General features: G+C 44.3%; 16 protein-coding genes. 6 read left to right on the top strand and 10 right to left on the bottom strand.

Features of this window, described 5'->3' with window-relative positions; translation table 11 throughout:
• Positions 1–207: 207 nt before the first annotated feature.
• Entirely contained in the window at positions 208–819 is a 612-nt protein-coding gene (locus QT990_RS04870) for a hypothetical protein (RefSeq protein ID WP_333144359.1), read from the bottom strand.
• A gap of 490 nt (positions 820–1,309) precedes the next feature.
• On the opposite strand from QT990_RS04870, the gene QT990_RS04865 reads away from it, so the two are divergent.
• On the top strand, positions 1,310–2,233 hold the full coding sequence (locus QT990_RS04865; RefSeq protein ID WP_333144360.1) for a DUF2382 domain-containing protein: 924 nt from the start codon (positions 1,310–1,312) through the stop codon (positions 2,231–2,233).
• Positions 2,234–2,283: 50 nt separating this feature from the next.
• Positions 2,284–3,249 carry an S-layer homology domain-containing protein gene (locus tag QT990_RS04860; RefSeq protein ID WP_333144361.1) on the top strand — a complete coding sequence of 322 codons (966 nt, stop codon included), beginning with the start codon at positions 2,284–2,286 and terminating at the stop codon, positions 3,247–3,249.
• A gap of 23 nt (positions 3,250–3,272) precedes the next feature.
• On the opposite strand, the gene QT990_RS04855 is transcribed toward QT990_RS04860, so the two are convergent.
• From QT990_RS04855 to QT990_RS04815, 9 genes are all read right to left on the bottom strand, one after another.
• On the bottom strand, positions 3,273–4,904 hold the full coding sequence (locus QT990_RS04855; protein WP_333144362.1) for an alpha-amylase family protein: 1,632 nt from the start codon (positions 4,902–4,904) through the stop codon (positions 3,273–3,275).
• 432 nt (positions 4,905–5,336) lie between these two features.
• A complete protein-coding gene (locus QT990_RS04850; RefSeq protein ID WP_333144363.1) occupies positions 5,337–5,903 on the bottom strand; it encodes a DUF3611 family protein in 567 nt (188 codons plus the stop codon).
• Between the two features lie 184 nt (positions 5,904–6,087).
• Positions 6,088–6,927, bottom strand: coding sequence for a hypothetical protein (locus tag QT990_RS04845; RefSeq protein ID WP_333144364.1), 840 nt, complete (start codon positions 6,925–6,927; stop codon positions 6,088–6,090).
• A gap of 81 nt (positions 6,928–7,008) precedes the next feature.
• Positions 7,009–7,221, bottom strand: coding sequence for a hypothetical protein (locus tag QT990_RS04840; protein WP_333144365.1), 213 nt, complete (start codon positions 7,219–7,221; stop codon positions 7,009–7,011).
• A 52-nt stretch (positions 7,222–7,273) separates the two neighbouring features.
• Positions 7,274–8,314 carry a hypothetical protein gene (locus QT990_RS04835; protein ID WP_333144366.1) on the bottom strand — a complete coding sequence of 347 codons (1,041 nt, stop codon included), beginning with the start codon at positions 8,312–8,314 and terminating at the stop codon, positions 7,274–7,276.
• Between the two features lie 241 nt (positions 8,315–8,555).
• Positions 8,556–9,182, bottom strand: a complete 627-nt coding sequence (locus tag QT990_RS04830) for a hypothetical protein (RefSeq protein WP_333300274.1) — start codon at positions 9,180–9,182, stop codon at positions 8,556–8,558.
• 93 nt (positions 9,183–9,275) lie between these two features.
• Entirely contained in the window at positions 9,276–10,136 is an 861-nt protein-coding gene (locus QT990_RS04825) for a formate/nitrite transporter family protein (protein WP_333144368.1), read from the bottom strand.
• A gap of 577 nt (positions 10,137–10,713) precedes the next feature.
• Complete coding sequence (locus QT990_RS04820; protein WP_333144369.1) at positions 10,714–10,836, bottom strand: hypothetical protein; 123 nt, start codon at positions 10,834–10,836, stop codon at positions 10,714–10,716.
• A 19-nt stretch (positions 10,837–10,855) separates the two neighbouring features.
• A complete protein-coding gene (locus QT990_RS04815; protein ID WP_333300272.1) occupies positions 10,856–11,050 on the bottom strand; it encodes a hypothetical protein in 195 nt (64 codons plus the stop codon).
• Here QT990_RS04815 and QT990_RS04810 point away from each other — a divergent pair.
• The 4 genes from QT990_RS04810 (at position 11,034) to QT990_RS04795 (ending at position 15,709) form a co-directional block, all read left to right on the top strand.
• Entirely contained in the window at positions 11,034–12,452 is a 1,419-nt protein-coding gene (locus QT990_RS04810; RefSeq protein WP_333144370.1) for an Nramp family divalent metal transporter, read from the top strand. The two genes, QT990_RS04815 and QT990_RS04810, sit on opposite strands and share 17 nt — an antisense overlap.
• Before the next feature lie 264 nt (positions 12,453–12,716).
• Positions 12,717–13,580 (top strand): HAD hydrolase-like protein, encoded by an 864-nt coding sequence (locus tag QT990_RS04805; RefSeq protein WP_333144371.1) that lies wholly within the window; start codon positions 12,717–12,719, stop codon positions 13,578–13,580.
• Complete coding sequence (locus tag QT990_RS04800; RefSeq protein WP_333300269.1) at positions 13,573–14,646, top strand: AI-2E family transporter; 1,074 nt, start codon at positions 13,573–13,575, stop codon at positions 14,644–14,646. The genes QT990_RS04805 and QT990_RS04800 overlap by 8 nt, the downstream gene beginning before the upstream one ends.
• Before the next feature lie 211 nt (positions 14,647–14,857).
• The gene (locus QT990_RS04795; RefSeq protein WP_333144373.1) at positions 14,858–15,709 is read left to right on the top strand and encodes a DUF1206 domain-containing protein; all 852 of its coding nucleotides are present in this window, start codon (positions 14,858–14,860) and stop codon (positions 15,707–15,709) included.
• The last annotated feature ends 250 nt before the right edge of the window (positions 15,710–15,959 follow it).

Here is a 15,959-nt window from a genome sequence, read left to right as displayed (position 1 = left end):
GTCGGTAACTATCTTAAAAGCACTGGCTTAACCCTTACACCTGTTTAACTTTTAAGTTCTAGAGCAGAGAACTAGCAACGCATTCTCTGGTAGGTCTTTAACACTTGCCTTAAACGTAGTGATTTAACACCTAGACTGGTCAACTTGGCAATTTCTGTGCCCCCACTATATCGGTACTCCGATTAGTGGTGGGTGGTTGACCGCTAATCAAGCATAAACGCGAGGTTTGCGAGCGCCAACAGCACCACCCACCATTGCCGCTGCCAAACTCAGCAAAGAGCCAAGTAGAAATGACCAAGTAGCTTTAGCTGTATTACCAGCTATATCGCGAACTTGATTTGGGCCTACATTCTGCGCTTGATTCGGTATATTAACGCCGCCCTGTTGTTGTACTTGATTGGCAATTTCTCCAGCATTAGCAGCCGCAGCGCCAACAGCACCCGATATCCCGCTTCCTAATAACCAAGCACTAAGTGCTAATGTAGCTCCCCAAAGAATTGCTGCATTCAAAAATGCTGTTTTCTTGGTCATCGGGCCGCAGCTTTGAGCCATCACCCAACCGCCCAAAAATAGGGAAATTAGCAAACTGATAATCGACCAAATTACGACCCCAATACCAACGGAACCTGCATCCGCGCCTGTTGCACCTGCGGTTAATCCGATCGCCATTCCCAAAGCGCTTAAAAGTAGTTGAGTACCCAGAGCGATCGCAATTCCTGCCAAAATTGGCCCCCACCTCACTTGGTCGTGGTAATCCACCAGCGGATTGACGATTGTAGGCTCAGTGAGTTCACTGCCCGATCGATCTGGATAAGTCATAAAAGATTAACCCCTGCGTTACGTCATTTTTTTTCTTGAAGGTAATTTAATTTTACTTAATCATCATTACCAGAATATCTACCGATGGGCATAATATTTTTAAGTTAAAAATTCTAAATATCAAAAGTAGTAACTTCGCTCATAAAATGGAAATTTCCTTTAAAAAAAAACCAGCAGCTCGTTTATAGATGCCCTTAACTTTGTAGGATATCCCCTAGTTAAGGTGATCATAAAACCTAATAAATCCTTGTGAGAGTTGCTGGCAGAAACGTTGTAGGTTGGCTCCACCCAACCTACGAATCATTAGATAAATTTACCCCTTTGAGTACAGGAAATCTAAATTCATCTACCTAAAGATAGAAAAATATAAAAAAATATCGCTATCTTGATGATTTTCACTTTGCTGAATCATTCATAAGAAGGAAGTATTAGAACTGATATCTATCTAAAGTAGGTACACAAGTGGATGTAGATAGTACAGGAAACAACAATGTTACTTTACAAAATTGAGGATTTTAATCCCAACTACCGCCAAGCAGCTTTTGATGACGACGATATCAAAGGGGCGGAGGTGTATGCCGGAAATACCGATGATAAAATTGGCACGATCGATACTGTGCTAGTAGATGAGACAGGACGTTTCCGCTATTTTGTGGTAGAGACTGGTTCTTGGATTTTTGGCAAAAAAGTTTTACTTCCCATTGCTCTTTGTCGGATTGATTTTAAGGGGAGGCGCGTTTACGCTACAGGTTTGCAGAGTAAAGACCAAGTAGAAAAACTACCCAGGTATGAGCATGGGACGGCAGTTGATTACGATTATGAAGAACAAGTGCGGGGTATTTATCGTACTTCAACAGTAGAAGCGTCTGTACCAGTAGAAGCATCATTACCTTTAGAAGGGCCTGTTCCAGTTTCGAGAACGTATTCTGTCTCGCCTCAAGCTCGTAAAGCTGCTTATGACCGGGATACCTATACTTACGAGCGAGAACCCGAATTGTATCAGATGAACGAACAGGATCATCAAAAACTCAAACTGTACGAAGAACGATTAGTTGCAGATAAAACCCGTCGCAAAACAGGCGAGGTAATAATTGGCAAACAAGTTGAAACCAAAACGGTACAACTGGAAGTTCCTGTAGAAAAAGAGCGAGTTGTGATTGAGCACACAACTCCTGAATATGCAGGGAGTCGAGTAACTCCAGATACCGCCTTCAAGCAAGAAGAAATGGCACATTTTGAAATCTACGAAGAAACTGTCGATATCAAAAAGCAAGCGTTCGTGCGCGAGGAGGTGCAAGTCAGAAAAGAAGTTGAGCAAGATACGGTTGAGGCAACAGACACAGTACGTCGCGAAGAGTTAGATGTAAAAAAAACAGAATCGGATTCGGAGGGTAAAAAAAGTAATCCGCTTTAACTCAGCCAAAGAGTATCGTTAAAAATGCAAAAATCAGGAGGAAATTTATTATGTCTACTCGCAGGCATTTACCGTCAATCAGCGTAGCCTTTTTAGCTTTAGCCGTTAGTGTCAGTGGCACTGGTTTTGTGCTAAGTTCCCAGCAAGTTGCTGCTCAACAAGCTAAATCGAAATTTCCTGATGTACCGCCGAATTACTGGGCGCGTCCGTTTATTGATTCCTTAGCTGAAAAAGAGATTGTTACCGGATATGTAAACGGAACTTTTAGACCAAAACAGGTTGTGGATCGGGATGAATTTTCGGCGATGATCCACCAAGCTTTTAATCGAGCAAGCGTTAGAAAGATACCGAGTGGAAGTTACTTTAAGGATGTGCCTAAAAACTATTGGGCCGAAACTCCGATTCAAGAAGCTTATGAAACGGGATTTATGAATGATTTTCCTGGAAAGGAGTTTCGTCCCAAGCAGCCCTTGACTAAGGCACAAGCATTAGTTGTGTTAATGAGGGGTTTAAATATGGATTACAATCCCCCTGTTGTCAAAACTGATCCAGCGGCTGTAACTGCAGCCAAGCCAACTCCAGTAAATAAACGTCGAATTGCTAGGAACCGTTTGGCATTTCCCCTCGCAGCGACTGTTTTGATGCAGCCGTTATTACCTGTAGTGGCAAGGCTGCAGCCTGCGGCTGCGCCCGCACCTAAACCGGCTAAGGCTGTTCCACCAACAACGACAAAAGCTGCAACTGCGCCTACTAAAAATTCGGCATTAGATTTTCTCAATTCGTACTATAAAGATGCGGGGAAACTTCCTAAATATGCGGTTGAGCCAGTGGCAGCAGCGACAAAGGCAAAGATAGTGGTCAACTATCCAGATCCCACAGTTCTTAATCCGAACGAGTTGCTCAGTCGGGGTAGTGCTACTGCCCTAATTCATCAAGCTTTGGTCAATCAAGGTCAGATAGAACCGCTTCCAGACAAGAATACTGCTAAGTACATTCCTACGAGCCCACGTCGCTAGTTTTCCCATCAACTTTAACTTGTTTACGCCTGGATTCGATTGACTCGAAACCAGCGATAGCCGTAGGCTTCTAAGGGAATAGAGGGCGAGTCGGCATCGAGAGATTCATAGAGACGATCGCCAAATAAATCGAACAGATTGCTGTATTCGTTAGATTTGAGCGTAGCGGTACAAGGCTTGTCGGCTAGATTGTGGACAGCAATCACCGTCCTGCCTTTCCAGTCGCAGCAGTGGGCTAACACCGAGGGAGAGTCGGTTTCCAGAATTTGCCACTTGCCCCTACCCAACTCAGGACATTGCTTGCGGATGCTGATTGCACGTTCCATCCAGTTAATTAATGAGGCAGGATCGCGCTGCGCTGCGGTGACATTGACTTGTTTGTAACCATATTCTCCGTGGGCGATCGCAGGTCTGGCAAGGGCATCAGTTGCAGCCGTCGAGAAGCCACCATTCGCGGCATCTGACCATTGCATCACCGTCCGCACGCTGTCTCGACCTTCCAGCGAAAGGTCATCGCCCATGCCAATTTCTTCGCCATAGCGCAGCATGGGTGTACCAGGCAGGGTGAAAAGCAAGCTGTAGACCAGTTCAATCCGGCGGCGAGATCCTCCCATCATCGGTGGTAAGCGACGACGAATCCCACGCCCGAAAATTTGCATAGTTTTCTCAGGGGCAAACGCTGCAAAAATTTCCTCTCGTTCCGATGAAGTAATGCGGTCTAGCGTCAGTTCATCATGATGGCGCACAAAATTAAGCCACTGACAAATATCAGGAATATCCGGTAAGATTTTTAGTCCATCGCGCAATGCTGTGGATTCTTGACGCGCCAGTGCCAAAAACAGATGCTGGTTCAGCAAAAAGTTGAACAGGATGTGCATTCTGTCGCCCTTATCAAAGTAGATAGAAATTTGCTCGCGATCGACATTTGCTTCTGCCAGCAACACTGCATCACCCCGACGCGATGACACAAAATCTCTCATTTCTTCCAAGAAACCTCGCAGGCTTTCGGGGTCTGCACCTTCGATGCCAATTCCTTTAATTAAAAAGGGAACAGCATCAATGCGAAATCCAGACACGCCCAGTTCTAGCCAGAAACCCATAATTTTGCAGATTTCTTCTCGTACCGCCGGATTGCCAATATTCAAATCTGGCTGTTCTTTGTAGAAGTGATGCAAATAGTAAGCTTTTGCTTGTTCGTCGTACTCCCAAATACTCTCCTCAGCATCGGGAAACACCAGCAATTCTGGATCTGTTTTGGGTGGATTTTCTGACCACACGTAGTAATTGCGATACTTGGAGTTTTTATCGCTTTTGGATGCCACAAACCAAGGATGCTGATGGGACGTATGATTTACTACTAGATCGATCAGCACGCGAATGCCTCGTTCCTTTGCTTGGTGCATGAACTCGACAAAATCTCCCAGGGTTCCCAGTCGCGGATCAATGTTGTAGTAATCCATCACGTCGTAACCATTGTCGCGGTTAGGGGAAGGATAAAACGGCAGCAACCACAAACAAGTAATTCCTAGCGCGGATAAATAGTCTAGGCGGTTGATAAGTCCTTGAAAGTCGCCGACACCATCGCCGTCCGAGTCCATGAAGGTTTCAACATCGAGGGAGTAGACAATTGCGTTTTTATACCAGAGGTCTTTCATTGCAGTAAATTTCCTAATAGAGAAACTGTGTAACATGGCTGTGTTAATAAACACGGCAACAGGGCTATTTAGCAAGCTGAATGCCACGGGTATAGCTCATCTTTCGGAATACGAACCTAAGTTTTGTTTGTCCCGATTCAAAATCTATCAATCTAAAAATAGATGAAATATCTCTCAATATAATAAATGAATTACGAAAAAAAAACGGTTGATTAGGCTAACTACCATTAGCAGGAGCGATCGCTACCAATTTCAGATTAGATGTTCATCCCAATAGCCACCTTGCTTAGCTTGTAGCTGCACTGTCTTCGCTCTCTTTCGCCAAGACAGTGCTTTCGCCACCAACCTTAGTTAAATCTAAATCGGTCAGGCCTTGTCAATCCTAACGACATAGGAGTGGTGTTTGCCTTTAGCGATCGCCAATGCTGCCAACTAATCTTCTACCCAATTGAGTAACCCAAGAGAAGTAACAGCTCCAAAAAAGTGAGCGCCAATCAAATTGACGTTTGCCATCGTCACAAAAATATCTAGGGAACGAATCACATTTTCTGGCGCATAAGCTGCCATCGCTTGGGGCTGACTAAGAGTTTTCGCTAGGACTACAGCAACTGTTTCTTCAGAAGCAACAAACGCGATTAATACCCCCACCAAACTAGAAACTAATCCAATCCGTAAGGTGTGAGTAATATGTTCTTTGCTGGGATATACCTGGGAATTTTCGGCGTGCAAAAGTCGGCCTAAAAGCCTATAGCGAAAATCCCAAAAAATTCTAAAGCACAGCAATAACAGACCAATTATTGCTAAAAATACCCCGAAACCAATACCTGCATTATTGGCTTGTTCGCTCATGTTGCGACCCAACATAGCAAATAATAAAACAATGCCGGAAACAGCACCCAAGAATAACTGTATCCAGAAGCTAAATCTGCTGAACAAGCGAAAAGTTGCGACGAATTCGCTTTGGGTCAGCGGTTGCGACAAGGATTCTGGTTGATTCATTATATACACCTTATTGCTGAATTTATCATCAAAAGAAACGAGGCAAGAAAAAGGTTCTGCTTGTGTTCATGGGGCAAGCGATCGCCTTGTGGTTAGCTATTAGACTTCTCCCGAAAACTTCGTTAAGGGCAGGCAGGATGCCTAACCCCTACTCCCCGCAGTAGTTATGACAGAGGCCTATTGGTTACTGAGGAATCGCGGAGGGATATACCCCTGTAGCAACTAGCACAGGTTTGTTGGTATACTCGGCTTCTAGCTTCTGCTTCAATGTCAAATCCCATTGCAGATCGTAGTCCCGCTCAAGTTCAGCGAGGACAAACGAACGCAACTCGCCGGTTACGGCAACCTTCTCACCTTCTTGCACGGTTGGTTTTGGAACTGTGTGTATCACTAACAAGTCTTGTCCGCCAATTAATTTGTCTTCATCCAAAGTGAACGAGTTTGGACTTCTGAGGCTTTCGACTTCACCGCTGACCGCCAGTGTCTTGCCGTAGTATTTTTGGGGGTTTGAGGTGAGTTCACCCGGTGTGGGGGCTAGCGCCATCGATTGTGCAACGATCGCAGGTTTACTTTCGTACTCGGCGTACAAGTTTGACTCTAAGCCTAATTTGTACTCGCGCTCAATATCTGCAAGGACAAAATTGCGAACTGTTCCCGTTACTTGAACTTCTTGACCTGATTCAGCCGGCAGCACAAAAGGCTTGCCGGTGGCATTGACAACCAAAATCGGTTCGCTGCCAAAAAAGTCCTTATCGCTAACTGTAAAGGTCGATGGCCCCAATTTCTTGACTGGTTCGCTTCTGACGGTCACAGTTTTGCCAATTAGTTGTGCTGTGTTATCAACCACATTCTCGGTTGTCGTGGGAATCGAACCGGTTGGTGCAGGTGCAGGTGCAGGTGCCGTTGCTTCCCGCTGTGGGGTAGTACAAGCCGGAAGCAGGATAGTTGCTAGTGCGAGTGCGATCGCTCCTCCCTTAGCATTCGAGAGCTTTTGAGTGTAATTGTTCAAACGATTATTAACCATTGAAAAACCTCCAAAATTTTTTCTGTTTATTTTGTTGATGAAGCTACAGAATTTGTGTTCAAAACCCGGTCTTTTTATAGCCTAATTCAAAAACACTTGACCGTCAGGTTGAATTCTTAAAACCCCTTGATTGCTATCAAAGTTACTCGTTTCATCTCTGGAAACTGCTACCATCCCTGTTTGAGAACTAGACATGGGTTTAACTTTCAGCAGCCCTCCATCTTCGCGCACCATTGTGACAGTCAAAGGCGTTGGTAGATTTTGCAGAACAATTTCTGCTTTACCTGCTAGCATTCGGGATTCAGTATGCCCGATTTTGGGCGGGCAAATAGTCGCGAGTCACCGCTCAATTTTGAAACAGTACCAATGTTTCTTCACTGGTGCGATCGCCTCTACTAGAACTGAGATTAACCTCGTATCGGGTTCCTGGTAGAGAAATGGTCGGCTTAAAAGCAAAACTGAATTTACCTTGTTCATCCGCCCGAATTGTGCGTTCGAGGATATTTCGTTCAACTCCAAACAAACCTGCCACAGAAGAGGTAGCCTGAACGTTGACATTAACTGTCGCATTTGGGGCGCTGCGTCCTTCCACTTCCACCGTCCCGCTGACGCGAGCATTTTCTTGGGGAGTGATAATTTCTAGCGGGATTTCGGCAGTGTTGGAACTGCCATCATCGCCAGCAATTAGCTCTCGATCTAAACGGGAACGAATAACTTGATTTCCCGACTGCAAACTAGCAGTAACCGCCGCACCTGCAGGGGGGAAATAATCTTGGCTGCGGATCGTATATTCCCCTGTGTAAACGCCGTTGGATTCTTCCCGCATGGGAATGTTATTAGCAACTCCTTCAATGGAGAAATTAGCTGTAGCGTTGGGAGTGCCGAGCAATTTGAAATTGAGCGTGGTTCCCGGAGCTAACTGCTGTACTGGTTGAGCAATGAAGCGGTTAATAGACAAAGATTGAAAGCCGCGATCGTTATAACCAGCAACTAGAGGTTGTTGCAAGCGGGTGCTACTGATGCGATCGCCTTGTTGCAAATTTGCCCGCACAACTGTATTTTCGGAAATTCGATCGCCCTCGCGAATCACGTAGCTTCCCTCGTAAACTCCCGGTTGAACCTCCCGCATCGGCAGATTTTGCACTGCATTGGGGATAGTCAAGGTAGCTCTCGAATACGGGGCTCCTCGCAGCACGAAAAATAGTTCAGTTCCTGGCTCTAATCGCTGTACTGGATACGCGGTAAAACTGTCTATCTCCGAGCCGACTACTCTTCGTTGAGCTACTTGGATAGATGGTTTGGGACTAGCTTGAGCAATTTCCGGTAAATAAAGGGTTGAACCCAACAGAACCAGTCCAATTGCCGTTGAAAATGATTTTATTTTCATAAAATCCTCCTTAATCAAAACAACCAACCTCTTGCAGTAATAATGTGAAAATTTAAATTAATTATTAAAATTTTACTTTTGCTAAGGGTCGATTGTCTGTGTTCTAGGTTCTACATTCTTTCAAAATGTTGCTTATGTATCTATTTAACCTCAACTCTCCAAGGCTTGCCATCTGTCGGAGGCAATAAGAAAATATCTATCTGATGAAAGATGTTTGAAGAAAAAATGAGAAATTTGCGAGTTAAGTGCGATCGCTGGCACTATTGGCCATAGATGCTTGATTAGATGCTTGATTCCCAACTGCCGCACTGGGGCGCATCCATTCTTGCAACGTCCATAAGCTAGTTAGGGCAGCTATTGCAGCTCCCACACTATCCATAATCAAATCAACAATCGTATCATTCAGACTCTCAATCACTTCGGTTGAGAGAACAATACCAGCCGTCCATTCGGCAACTTCCCACAAAGCCCCAATCGCAATCCCAAAACTGGTTATTGTTAGCAAGTACAGCATTTTATGGTTACGAAAAATAGTCAGCATTGAACTGTATGCTAAAAAACTCAATGCTAAAGTCACGGCAAAAGTCGTGAAAGCATGAACAATTTCATCATAAGGTCCCGGTTGGTAAAACAGTCCGAAAACCCAGCCTCCGGCGTTGAGTAAGGCAGCAAGCACAAACAGGAAATCAAACAGCGTTGGCAAGCTATCTTCCATCACCACAAACGCCAGGGATGCTACTAAGAATAAGGCTAACCCCAAGGCATTTTGCCATTTTCCCTGACTCAGAGCAGCTATTACTGCTATTGTTAATAACGCCTGTCCTACCCAAGCTGCAACTCGATAGCCACGCCAGTTTGTAGTCATCATCACTCTCCTCCTATCTTAAGATCGCACATCCCCGACTTCTTAGAGAAATCGGGGTTCTCCATGCCCTTGATATAGTTTATTGGAGTGCAATTTCTAGAGGTCATCTTGAGCAACTTGGGCATGGTTTAAGGCAGCAACTAAGGTAACTCCGCCTAAAATATTACCAATTAGGGTAGGTATCATGAATTTGCCAAAATATTCTGGCCACGAAACAGCTTTAATTGCCACTGCATAGAAAACTTCCACCGATCCGGCAATAATATGAGGAAATTCACCTAGCCCAACCAGGGAAGTGATGATAATAATTACCCACAGTTGGGAAGACTCAGCGGCGGGGAGAAGCCAGACCATTAAAGCAATTAACCAACCAGCAAAGATTGCCCGCAATAAAGTTATCCAAAATCCTCCATCGATAACTCTTAAACCTATTTCGCCAAACGCTGTTTGAAATTCAGGCGGGAAGACTCCAACCTGTGCAACTATTGAGGCAAATATGAATGCACCTAACAAATTGCTTGCTAACACGATTCCCCATAATCGCAGCACTCGCATAAAAACTTTGGGTCTGCGATCGTTTAACAAAGGCAGAATGACAGTCAGGGTATTTTCAGTGAACAACTGCTGACGCCCCATCACCACGATGACAAAGCCGATACTGTACCCAAGGCTGACAATGATGGAACTCCAAGATTGCTGGGGTAAATTTGCTTGGAGTACACCTTGAGCCACCAGGGAAAATCCCATAGATAGTCCTGCGGCTAATCCAGACCAAGCTAGGGCTGAAACTGGACGGCACAACTCACTTTCACCCTCAATCCTAATCGTTTCGTGAATGATTAAGGCAGTGGGACGGATGCGCTCAATGATCTCTTCACGATCGCGATCGCTTAGTTCCAACTTTTGTTGACCCAGCAATTCTATTGCTTGGCTTGCTCGATCGCTATTTTGTGTCATCTCGCTCTTGTTAAATTATATGAACTTCGTAGTTCTCAGCATACAAACTAAACAATAGCGACGCGCCTAACCTGAGAATGAACTTTGGGTTTTTCTAAAAAGTCTCTGTAGAGAAAAAATAGCCGTGCAGCATCTATCTTAAGTTTGGTGATTTTAAAATTGAATGTAAAAGCAATATATCTTAAGTAATATATTTGGCTATTTGCTTTAATTTTGCACAATCATTGCCCGACATAGGTGTAGGGTAAAAATGTAAGAGTGGCAGTCTTAGGAGGTATCTTTGTACAAAATTAATTCCTTGAGTACAAGAAAACCTAACCCATTCAAAAATTCAACCACGAACGCGATTGTGGATACTTCTAGCTGGTTCTCTCGCTGTAATTGGGAAGGAAAAGTCCTCTCTCAAACTTGAGAACCTAGTCAAGCCTGAGTGCGATCGCATTCGTTGTGGACATTGCCGTTTTTTTGGGACTAGCAGCAGTTTTTTTGGCTTGGCGCGTACCATCATTTGCAATTGGCCAATACCTGCTGTGAGTTTTACGTTGCCACAATCATGCAAGTGGCTTTGGCATTCAGTTCAATCTAACGTTTTTGCTGGCGATCGTAGTTGTCTTTGGTTTAATCTCACATCTTGCAGCATTCTCAAGAACGGGCATCTTGCCCGTTCCACAAAGAGTAGATTTTCTTGTGGAACAGGCATCTTGCCTGTTCCTAAAAGGCTAATTGAGAATGGTGCAAGATATAAGTTTAATCGGACTTTGGGTAAAAGCCAGCAGCAAGCGTCGTTTTAACAAGCTGTGAAGCACCGGAATATGAAAATCCACAATTTCAACCTCACCATAAATCGTGGGTAAATCGATCGGTGTTGACCAGTTACTAATCGAGTAATAACAAACAATGAATAGAGATAGCAATCGCAGTTCTTCTGCACAAATAACTAACCAACAGGGTGAAAATACAAATCAACAAATCCCGCAGCCACCAGAGGGTTGGGATCGCTTTAAATGGTTGGGGCCGAGTTTTTTATGGATGCTTTCGGCTGCTGGTTCTGGTGAGTTACTATTTACACCTCGAATTGCAGCACTTTACGGCTACTCGCTGTTGTGGGCGCTGCTAGCCGCTGTTATCCTCAAGTGGTTTATCAACAACGAAGTCGGGCGGTTTTCGGTTTGTACGGGCGCAACGATTTTAGAAGGTTTTAAGCAAATTCCTGGGCCAAAAAATTGGACGATTTGGCTGATTTTATTGCCGCAGGTGATAGTAGCAATTTCCACGGTTGCCGGACTTGCAGGTGCCGCCGCTACAGCACTGATTCTAGTAACAGGAGGAACAGTTAAACTTTGGACGGTGATTATTATCGCTGTGACGGCAGCAATTGTGTTCATGGGGCAGTATAAAGTTGTTGAAAAAATTTCCTCAATTATCGGCATCGGCCGCACGTTGGCAGTGGTAGCCGCGGCGATTTTTGTTTTTCCCAACCTTCGACAATTCGCAGCGGGTTTAGTGCCTCAAATTCCCCAAAACGTGCAATATCAAGAAATCCTACCTTGGCTAGGTTTTATGCTAGCAGGGGCAGCAGGATTGATGTGGTATTCCTATTGGGTGGAAGCCAGAGGATACGGTGCTGCTTCCCTCAAACAAGAACAACCCCTTGATTTTAATCAAATCGGCCACGAACAAGTAAAAAGGTTGCAGGGTTGGGTGACTTTAATGAGTTTATCCAACACCTTAGCAGTCGTGGGTGCGCTGTTAGCGGCACTCGCTTTTTTGATTCTCGGTGGCGAGTTGTTGCGTCCCCAAGGATTAGTGCCAAAAGAACAACAAGTAGCAGAAATTTTGGGTAGTTTGCTAGGCGACCTTTGGGGGCCATTTGGCTTTTGGTTTATGGTGGCAATTGTTTTTATTACTTTTGGTAGCACCACGCTTTCAGTCCAAGATGGCTTTGGGCGGATGTTTGCCGATGGCACGCAAATTTTACTGCAAGGATTTGGCGTGCAGGGTCGTTGGACGAATGAAAAATTTTTGCAGCGATTTTATATTATAGTGCTGTTAGCTGCGTTACCCATTGCGATTTATCTGATTTTCGGCGAACCCGTTTCCTTGCTACAAATGGCTGGAGGCATTGAAGCAGCTCACATTCCCATTGTGACTGGATTAACGCTTTATGTGAATCATCGAATGCTGCCCAAGGAATTGCGACCCTCGAAGTTTATCTGGGGTGGAACGGTAATTGCAGGGATATTTTTTGCCGGCTTTGCAGTTATCTATCTTTTACAACTGACCGGGATAAGTGGAACGAGTGGAGGAGGAAGTTAAACAGGGTTTTTATAGTGGCGCTAGCAGGTGAACGTGCCATAATTTCGCAAAAATAATAGTTACATTTGTCTGGCGATAACTGGCTAACTGTTACAGATACAAACTCCTCCTCAACAGCAATCGGAATTGAATTGTTAGATATTGCAATCGACCACAATCAAACATCTCCGATTCACTTTACTTTTTTCTGGACTATTTCCCAAAATTGGGAAAATCGCAACTATCAAGTTGCTGTTGTTAGTTAACCTTCACTTTCAAATTGTTATGACTCTCGCAACCAAACCTTTATCTAACTATATCGCCGTCGTGTTTGACTTCGACGATACCCTTGTCCCGGATACCGTCGATAGTCTGTTAGAAAGCCTCAATATTGATGCCCTCGCCTTTCGTCGCGATCGAATTCAACCTTTAATTGATAGCGGTTGGGACAATATTCTAGCCAGATTTTACGCACTTATCGAGGAATCTAAGCGTCAAGGGAACAAAATAACCCAGCAATATATAGCCAATTTTGGGAAAAAATTAGCGCCCTTTGATGGCGTTGCGGAAATGTTCGCTCGCCTACGCCAAAGCGCTTATGCAATCAACCCCAAAGTGGAAGTTGAATTTTATCTAATTAGCTGCGGTATGGTGGAAATTGCCCGTAATAATTGCATCGCCCCCAAGTTTAAGGCGATGTGGGGTTGCGAGTTCCATTATGGTAAAGAAGGCGAGATTGAGTTTGTCAAAAAAATTGTAACTCACACGGAAAAAACTCGCTATTTGTTTCAACTTGCCAAAGGCGTTGACAACTCTCCAAAAGACGATGGCACGACATTTGTTTATCGGGATGTTCCGGCGGAAGAATTGCACATCCCGCTAACGCAAGTCATTTATGTGGGTGATGGGGCATCAGATATTCCTTGTTTTTCGCTTTTGAATGAACAACAGGGAATAACGATTGGGGTTTATAAAGATACTACCGCACAAGAGTGGAGTCAGGAAATAGAAATTAGCCAAAGTCAGCGGCTGATGAATTTGGCTTCTGCAGAGTACAGTGAGGATTCGGAATTGATGCGATCGCTCACTCTCGCTGTAGAAAGTTTAGCCAAAAAAATCTCCCTGCTCCAGTTAAGTGTGGGTGAATAGAGAGGCTTTTGTTGTGGGTTTAGGAAAGTGGATCGGTTTTTTGGCTTTGGTAGCCTCCCTCTATATTTTGTGGACAATTAGAACGATTGTTTTACTGTTTTTTACCGCCGTAATTATAGCGATCGCTCTCAACCGTTTAGTGCGAAGATTGCAGCAGTCGGGTGCGAAGCGGGGAGTGGCGATCGCCTTAGCAATTGCGATTCTAGTCACAGCGAGCGCTGTCTTGCTAACTCTCATCGTAACGCGCCTGAGCAATCAATTTCAAGAGTTGTCCCAACTCGTCCCGCTAGGAATAGAACAACTGCGAGTTTGGTTCTATTGGTTGCAAGCAAGATTACCCGGACCAATTTTTGATAACCTTCCGAGTATTGACGATTTAACCCAAGAAATTAAAACGCTTTTTCGGTGGACAAGTTCGCATATTTATCTGTTGTTTTCCAACTATCTCAGCTTGATTCTCAATACCTTATTAATTACCATTTTGACAATCATGCTTCTGGTAAATCCGATGCCATACCGCCACGCAGCTATCAGCCTTTTTCCGGCTTTTTACCGTCAGCGAGCCGATGAAATTCTCTCAAAATGCGAAGAGGGTTTAATGGGTTGGTTGGCCGGCGTTGCATTAAGCATGAGTTTTATTGGTATTACGAGCATTATTGGTTTGTTGGTTTTGCAAGTTCCCCTGCCTTTTGTGAACGGCGTTCTCGCATTCATATTAGCCTTAATTCCCTATATGGGCGCAATTTTAAGCGTAATTCCACCGTTGCTGCTGGCTTTATTAGATTCGCCTTCAAAAGCAGGCGCGGTGTTGTTGCTTTATTTCCTAATTCAACAAGTTGAAGGCAACTTAGTCACACCTATCATTATGGAAAAGCAGGTATCTCTGCTTCCCGCTTACACCTTAGCTCTTTTGACAGCATTCGGATTTTTCTTTGGCTTTTTGGGATTATTTTTAGGGCTACCAATTCTAATTGTTATTCAAATTTGGGTTAAAGAAGTTTTAATCAAAGATATACTAGACCCCTGGCAAACTGCTCCATCAGGGAAGCCATTTAATAACCCATAAAGCTATATTTGTCAAGCCCACTTAATGTGAATTTTATCACTCAATCAACCGATGACACTCCCGCTCAAGACAGATGACAAAAATTTCTCAACAAGGTAATTTTAACTTAATAAATAATAACATAAATTATCTGTTTAAGAACTCAGTTAACTGGAAAGGAATGCACCATTGCCTATGGCAGCAGTCGTGAACAACTAAATTGTCAAAAAATATGAAACCGCACAACTTACCCACCGACAGCATTAAACACTCAATTGGACAGGCAACTTCTCATGTCTGGTTTGAGCGACTGGCAAGATTGGGATATGCTTCCAAAGGCTTAGTTTACTTTATTGTCGGTTTTTTAGCAGCACAAGCAGCCTTTAGTATGGGCGGCAGGACAACCGATACTAGCGGTGCATTATCAGAAATTGTTAACCAACCCTTCGGTAAATTTCTGCTATTTCTTGTAACGATTGGCATTATTGGTTATGCCCTTTGGCGTATCGTTCAGACAATTCTCGACCCAGAACACCAAGGAGACAAATTGGATGCCAAGCGAATTGCCCAACGCATTGGCTACGGCTTAAGTGCTTTAGGATACGCAGGTTTGGCTTTAACGGCTGTAAAACTGATAATGGGTTCGGGCGGTGGTAAGAGCAATACAACCGAAGATTTGACAGCCCAAATTTTAGCGCAACCGTTTGGACAATGGCTGGTAGGATTGGCAGGATCAATTGTTATTGGCGTAGGATTTTCTTATTTCTACGAAGCATATAAAGCCAAATTTCGCCGCCATTTCAAGCTAGATGAAATGAGCCAAACCGAGCAAACTTGGGCGATACGGTTGGGTCGATTCGGAATTGCGGCCCGTGGGATTGTTTTCGTTATAATCGGTATTTTCTTAATTCAAGCAGCCAAGCTATCAGATGCCAGTCAAACGAAGGGATTGGGCGAGGTGTTGGCAATTCTGGGACAACAGCCTTTTAGTCCAGTGATTTTGGGTCTAGTACCTTTGGGTTTAATTGCCTATGGCATCTACTCGGTAATTCAAGCTCGCTATCGGAAAATTTTGCGATCGTAAGCTTGCCCGTTATGCAGAAAGTTATGAATTTTGAGTACAACAATTTTTTTGAATTAAAAACTTATCTAACTCAAAACTCATAACTTTTACAAGGCTTCCTGATTAAATCACCTGCTTTTAAGTCTGGATATTTTAACTCAAAACTCAGGGCGGGCACTCTTGGCACCGCCCCTACTCAAAACTCAGGGCGGGCACTCTTGGCACCGCCCCTACTCAAAACTCAGGGCGGGCACTCTTGGCACCGCCCCTA

This window comes from Microcoleus sp. T3_B1, assembly GCF_036700445.1.
In the GTDB taxonomy this organism is placed as follows: Bacteria; Cyanobacteriota; Cyanobacteriia; order Cyanobacteriales; family Microcoleaceae; genus Microcoleus.
This window is presented reverse-complemented; position numbering and strand designations above follow the sequence as displayed.